We start from the raw sequence: 5,633 nt of genomic DNA on the forward strand, positions 1-5,633 counted from the left end.
GCAGCGCGCGATCAGCTCGGCGACGCCGCCGTCGGCCACCGCGCCGGATTGCAGATGCCGCAGGAACCACAGCGCCGCGCGCTCCAGCAGCCGCGCGACGTCGACGAACATGCGCGCCTGCACGTCGTCGGCGACGCGGTTGTCGAGCGCGTCGATGTCGCGCCACACCGCATCGAGGTCGAACACGTCGCGCGCCATGATGCACGCCCGCACGATGTCGCCGGGCTGCGCGTCGGTTTCCTCCATCAGCCGGTGCACGAATGCACAGCCGACGCGGTTCACGAGCGCGTTGGTCAGGTGCGTCGCGAGGATTTCGCGGCGCAGCGGATGGCGGCGCATCGGTTCGCTGAAGCGCTGCTGCAGCGGTTTCGGGAAGTAGTCGACGAGCATCGCGGCCACCAGCGAATCCTCGGGCACGTCGGATTCGAGCAGCGCGTCGTACAGCCACATCTTGCTGTACGCGAGCAGCACCGCGCGTTCCGGCGACGTGAGGCCGAGTTTCGCCGCTTGCCGTTCGGCGACTTCATCGTCGGTCGGCAGGAATTCGATCACGCGGTTCAGGCGGCCCGCGCGTTCGAGCCAGCGCATCAGGCGTGCCTCGGCGTCGAGCAGCTCGACCGCATAGCGGCCGGCGATCGACAGCGCCTGCGTCTGGTAGTAGTTGTCGCGCAGCACGAGCAGCCCGACTTCGTCGGTCATCTCCGCGAGCAGTGCGTTGCGCTGCTTCTCGGTCATCTCGCCGTCGGACACGACCAGCCCGAGCAGGATCTTGATGTTGACTTCGTGATCCGAACAATCGACGCCGGCCGAGTTGTCGATCGCATCGGTGTTGATGCGGCCGCCGCGCTGCGCGAACTCGATCCGGCCGAACTGCGTGCAGCCGAGGTTGCCGCCTTCGCCGACCACCTTGCAGCGCAGGTCCGTGCCGTTCACGCGCACCGCGTCGTTCGCGCGGTCGCCGACCTGCAGGTGGGTTTCGCGCGCGGCCTTCACGTAGGTGCCGATGCCGCCGTTGTACAGCAGGTCGACCGGCGCCTGCAGGATCGCGCGGATCAGCTCGGCCGGCGGCAGCGCATGCGCGTCGATGCCGAGCGCGGCCTGCACGGCCGGCGACAGCGGGATCGTCTTCGCGGTGCGCGGGTAGACGCCGCCGCCCGACGAGATCGACGCCGGATCGTAATCGGCCCAGCTCGAGCGTTCGAGCGCGAACATGCGCGCGCGCTCCGCGAAGCTCGTCGCGGGATCGGGGTTCGGGTCGAGGAACACGTGCCGGTGATCGAACGCGGCGACGAGCCGGATATGCGGCGACAGCAGCATCCCGTTGCCGAACACGTCGCCCGACATGTCACCGACGCCGACCACCGTGAAGTCGGTCGTCTGCGTATCGATGCCCATCTCGCGGAAGTGCCGCTTCACCGATTCCCACGCGCCGCGCGCGGTGATCGCCATCTTCTTGTGGTCGTAGCCGACCGAGCCGCCGGACGCGAACGCGTCGTCGAGCCAGAAGCCGTATTCGTGGGAGATCGCGTTCGCGTAGTCGGAGAAGGTGGCCGTGCCCTTGTCGGCGGCGACGACCAGGTACGGGTCATCCGGATCGTGACGCACGACGTCGGGCGGCGGCACGATCGCGTTGCTGACGAGGTTGTCGGTCAGGTCGAGCAGGCCGCGCAGGAAGGTCTGGTAGCACGCGATGCCTTCGCGCATCCATGCTTCGCGATCGCTCGGCGGCGGCGGGTTCTTCACGACGAAGCCGCCTTTCGAGCCGACCGGCACGATCACGACGTTCTTCACCATCTGCGCCTTCATCAGCCCGAGCACTTCGGTGCGGAAATCCTCGCGGCGATCCGACCAGCGCAGGCCGCCACGCGCGACGCGCCCGCCGCGCAGGTGCACGCCCTCGACCCGCGGCGAATACACCCAGATCTCGAACATCGGCTTCGGTTCGGGCAGGCCGGGCACTTTCGCCGGATTGAACTTGAACGACAGGTACGGTTTCGATTCGCCGTTCGCGTCGCGCAGGAAGTAGTTGGTGCGCTCGGTCGCGTTGATCACGCCGAGGAACTGGCGCAGGATGCGGTCCTCGTCGAGGTTCGGCACCTGGTCGAGCGCGCCTTCGATCTCTTTCAGCAGCCGTTCGGCCTGCACGTCGCGCGTGTCGCCGGTGGCCGGGTCGAAGCGCAGCAGGAACAGCTCGACGAGCTGCCGCGCGATCGCCGGATTGCCGGTCAGCGCGCGTTCGATATAGGCGTCGCTGAAGGTCGAGCCGACTTGCCGCAGATACTTCGCATACGCGCGCAGGATCGTCACTTCGCGTGCGCTCAGGTGGGCGCGCAGCACGAGGCGGTTGAAGTCGTCGTTCTCGATCCGGCCGCTCCAGATCTGGTCGAATGCATCTTCGAACAGGCCCTTCACGCGTTCGATGTCGAATTCGGTATCGTCGGCGAGCTCGAGGCCGAAGTCGTGTACCCACGCATGCGCGGCATCCTGCGTCTGGATCCGGTACGGCCGCTCCTCGTCGACGCGCACGCCGAGATGCTCGAGCATCGGCAGGCTGCGCGACAGCGCGATCGGGTCGCCCGCGCGATAGACCTTGAAGCGGAACGCACGCGCCTCGGCCTCGATCGGCCGGTACAGGTTCATCGCGAGCTGCCCCGAATCCTTCACGCGCTCGATCAGCTCGATGTCGCGCACGGCGGTGCGTGCCGGATAGTCGTCGCGATAGCCGGCCGGGAACGAGTCGGCATAGCGTTGCAGCAGGCGGTTGCCTTGCTCCTCGCCGAATGCGTCGAGTAGCGCATCGGCGAGATCGTCCTGCCAGCGGCGCGCGACCTGCACGAGCCGCGTTTCGAGCTCGCGCGTGTCGACGTCGGGCATCGTGCCCGGTTCCGCGTGCACGACGAAATGGATCCGCGCGATCGCCGATTCCGACAGCAGCGGCGTGAATTCGACGTTCACGCCGTTGTACGCATCGATGAGCAGCTTCGCGATGCGCCGGCGCAGGTCGGTGTTGTACTTGTCGCGCGGCACGAACACGAGGCACGACACGAAGCGGTCGAAGCGGTCGCGGCGGACGAACAGGCGCGTGCGCTGGTGTTCCTGCAGCCGCAGGATGCCGAGCGCGATGTCGTAGAGCTGGTCTTCGTCGGCCTGGAACAGTTCGTCGCGCGGATAGGTTTCGAGCACCGTCACGAGCGACTTGCCGAGATGTCCCTTCGGCAGGAAGCCCGCGCGCCGTACGATGTTCGCGCACTTGCGGCGCACGATCGGGATCTCGGCGCTCGACACCATGTAGGCGGTCGACGTGTAGAGCCCGATGAAGCGGCGCTCGCCGGTGACCTTGCCGTCGGCGCCGACGAGTTTCACGCCGACATAGTCGAGATAGCCGGGCCGGTGTACGGTCGCCCGCGAATTCGCCTTGGTGAGGAAGATCGGCCACGGGCCGGTGATGATGTCGGCGGCGGCGGTCGGCAGCGGCGTCACGTCGGGCGCATCGGGCGCGCGCAACGATTCGCGCAGCAGGCCGAAACCCGAGCCTTCGATACCGCGCAGCCCGAAGCCGGAACTGTCGGATACCAGCGCGTAGTCGCGCTGGCCGAGGAACGTGAAGTGATCGGCGGCCATCCATTCGAGGAACGCGCGTGCCTCGATGTCTTCCGCGGTCGATTCGCGCGCCTTCATTTCCTTGATCGTCGCGCGCGCGATGTCGACGATCTTCGGCCAGTCTTCCACCGACGCGCGCACGTCGCCGAGCACGTGCGCGATGTCGTTGCGCAACGTGTTGAGCAGCGCGGCATCGCCGCAGCGGTCGACTTCGAAATGGATGAACGACGCGAGCTGCGACTGGCCGTCGCCGGGCGTCGCGCCGCCCGCATCGACGCGCTCGATGCCGCCATCGCGGCCGCGCCAGATGCGGAATACCGGGTGCAGTGCCGAGTGCAGCGCGAGCCCGAGGCGGTTGACGGCCATCGTCACGGAATCGACGAGGAACGGCATGTCGTCGTTGACGATCTCGATGACCGTGTGGTCGGAATGCCAGCCGTGCTGTTCGAGGATCGGGTTGTACACGCGCAGCCGTTCGCTGCCCGGCACGAATTTCTGGGCGGTCTGCCAGTGCGCCATCGCGGCGCCGTAGAGATCGGCGATGCTGCGGCTCTGCAGATCGTCGGCATCGACGAAGTCGTAGTAATGACGCAGGAAAGGTTCGACGATCCGGAACGTGGCTTCGGGCAGGCGCCCGCGCGCGAATTCGACGACGTCCGAGAGCAGGTGTGCGACGACTTCCTCGTTCTTCGCTTCCATGGCGGTCTCCTCGTCGGGTGGCCATCGGCTGCTGCGTCTGTCCGGCATTATGCGCCGATTGCGTGACAAAGCGATGTGCGGGCGCACAACGAGAGGCGGCTGGAGGCGGCCGCGTGCAGCGTCCATCGCGGGCGCTGCAGTGGGTGAATCAGTGCAGGGCGGGCAGCGCCGAAGCGCCGCCGCCTTTGACGCTCAGCGCTCGTCGCTCCACAGCTTGCCGGCCGTCGCCCAGTTCTCTTTCTTCACGTCGGTCAGGATGATATCGACCGAGCCCGGCTCGCAGCCGAGCGTCTCGCACGTGACGCGCGTGATGGCTTCGACGAATGCGCGCTTCTGGTCGACGGTGCGGCCTTCGAAGAGCTGGATATTGAAAGTCGGCATGACGGAGTGCTCCGATGGTTGGGGTGAATGATGCGTGGGGCGCCGGCGGCGTCAGTCGCGATACGTCGGATCGATCCGGTCGAGCCGGCGCAGCAGCGCCGGCCATTCCAGTTCGCCTTCGATTGCGCCACCGTCGCGCAGCTGTTCCGCGGTTCGGGCGGCGATGGCCGGGTCGGGCAGCACGAGCGGACCGCCGCCGGCCTGCGCGCGCACCTGGATGTCGCACGCCTTGATCAGCGTATCCATCAGCACATAGGCTTCGGCCACGGTGCGGCCGACCGTCAGTGTGCCGTGGTTGCGCAGCAGCATCGCGGATTGCGTGCCGAGGCTCGCGGTCAGCCGCGCGCCTTCGGCCGGCGAGAACGCGAGCGCCTCGTAGTCGTGGTACGCGAGGTCGCCATGAAACCGCAGCGCGTGCTGCGACGCGGGCAGCAGCCCGTCGCGCTGGATCGATACGGCGATGCCGGCCGTATTGTGCAGGTGCATCACGCACACGGCGTCGGTGCGCGCGGCGTGCACGGCCGCGTGCAGCGCGAAGCCCGTCACGTTGACTGCATGCTCGCCGTCGCCGATCCGGTTGCCGGCCAGGTCGATCTTCACGAGATTCGACGCGCGGACTTCGTCGAACGTGAGGCCGAACGGGTTGATCAGGAAGTGGCCGGGCTCGCCGGGCACGGTTGCCGAAAGGTGCGTATAGATCAGGTCGTCCCAGCCATTCAGCGCGACGAGCCGGTACGCGGCGGCGAGGTCTACGCGCATCCGGCGTTCGGCGTCCGAGATCGGGCCGCCGGGTTTCACGGCATCAGGACGGTGTACGAATGACGACATCGGGTTCTCCGAGGGTGAAGCGGCGCGCGACGATCACCGTGACCCACGATGCGAGCGCGAACGGGGCCGTGAACGCGGGAATGCCGGCGCGCGTCGCGAGCCACTGGATCAGTGCAGCCAATGCG

The 5,633-nt window shown here is 67.5% G+C and carries 3 protein-coding genes and 1 pseudogene; all 4 read right to left on the minus strand.

All coding sequences use genetic code 11. The features are described from left to right. Window positions 1-4,299, minus strand: a 4,299-nt coding sequence (locus JYJ84_RS27110; RefSeq protein WP_205189678.1) for an NAD-glutamate dehydrogenase, incomplete at its 3' end; no start/stop codon positions are given. A 192-nt stretch (window positions 4,300-4,491) separates the two neighbouring features. Then, on the minus strand, window positions 4,492-4,680 hold the full coding sequence (locus JYJ84_RS27115; protein WP_039344138.1) for a 4-oxalocrotonate tautomerase: 189 nt from the start codon (window positions 4,678-4,680) through the stop codon (window positions 4,492-4,494). A 51-nt stretch (window positions 4,681-4,731) separates the two neighbouring features. Beyond that, a complete protein-coding gene (locus JYJ84_RS27120; protein ID WP_175223544.1) occupies window positions 4,732-5,508 on the minus strand; it encodes a class II aldolase/adducin family protein in 777 nt (258 codons plus the stop codon). Next, window positions 5,483-5,633, minus strand: a pseudogene (locus JYJ84_RS37970) (urea transporter); the annotation flags it as partial. The gene JYJ84_RS27120 and the pseudogene JYJ84_RS37970, both read right to left, overlap by 26 nt.

The organism is Burkholderia sp. LMG 13014 (genome assembly GCF_905232215.1).
In the GTDB taxonomy this organism is placed as follows: Bacteria; Pseudomonadota; Gammaproteobacteria; order Burkholderiales; family Burkholderiaceae; genus Burkholderia.

Coding starts and splice junctions, on each gene's coding strand:
- JYJ84_RS27120 (WP_175223544.1), bottom strand. CDS start 5,508: ATGTCGTCATTCGTACACCGTCCTGATGCCGTGAAACCCGGCGGCCCG.
- JYJ84_RS27115 (WP_039344138.1), bottom strand. CDS start 4,680: ATGCCGACTTTCAATATCCAGCTCTTCGAAGGCCGCACCGTCGACCAG.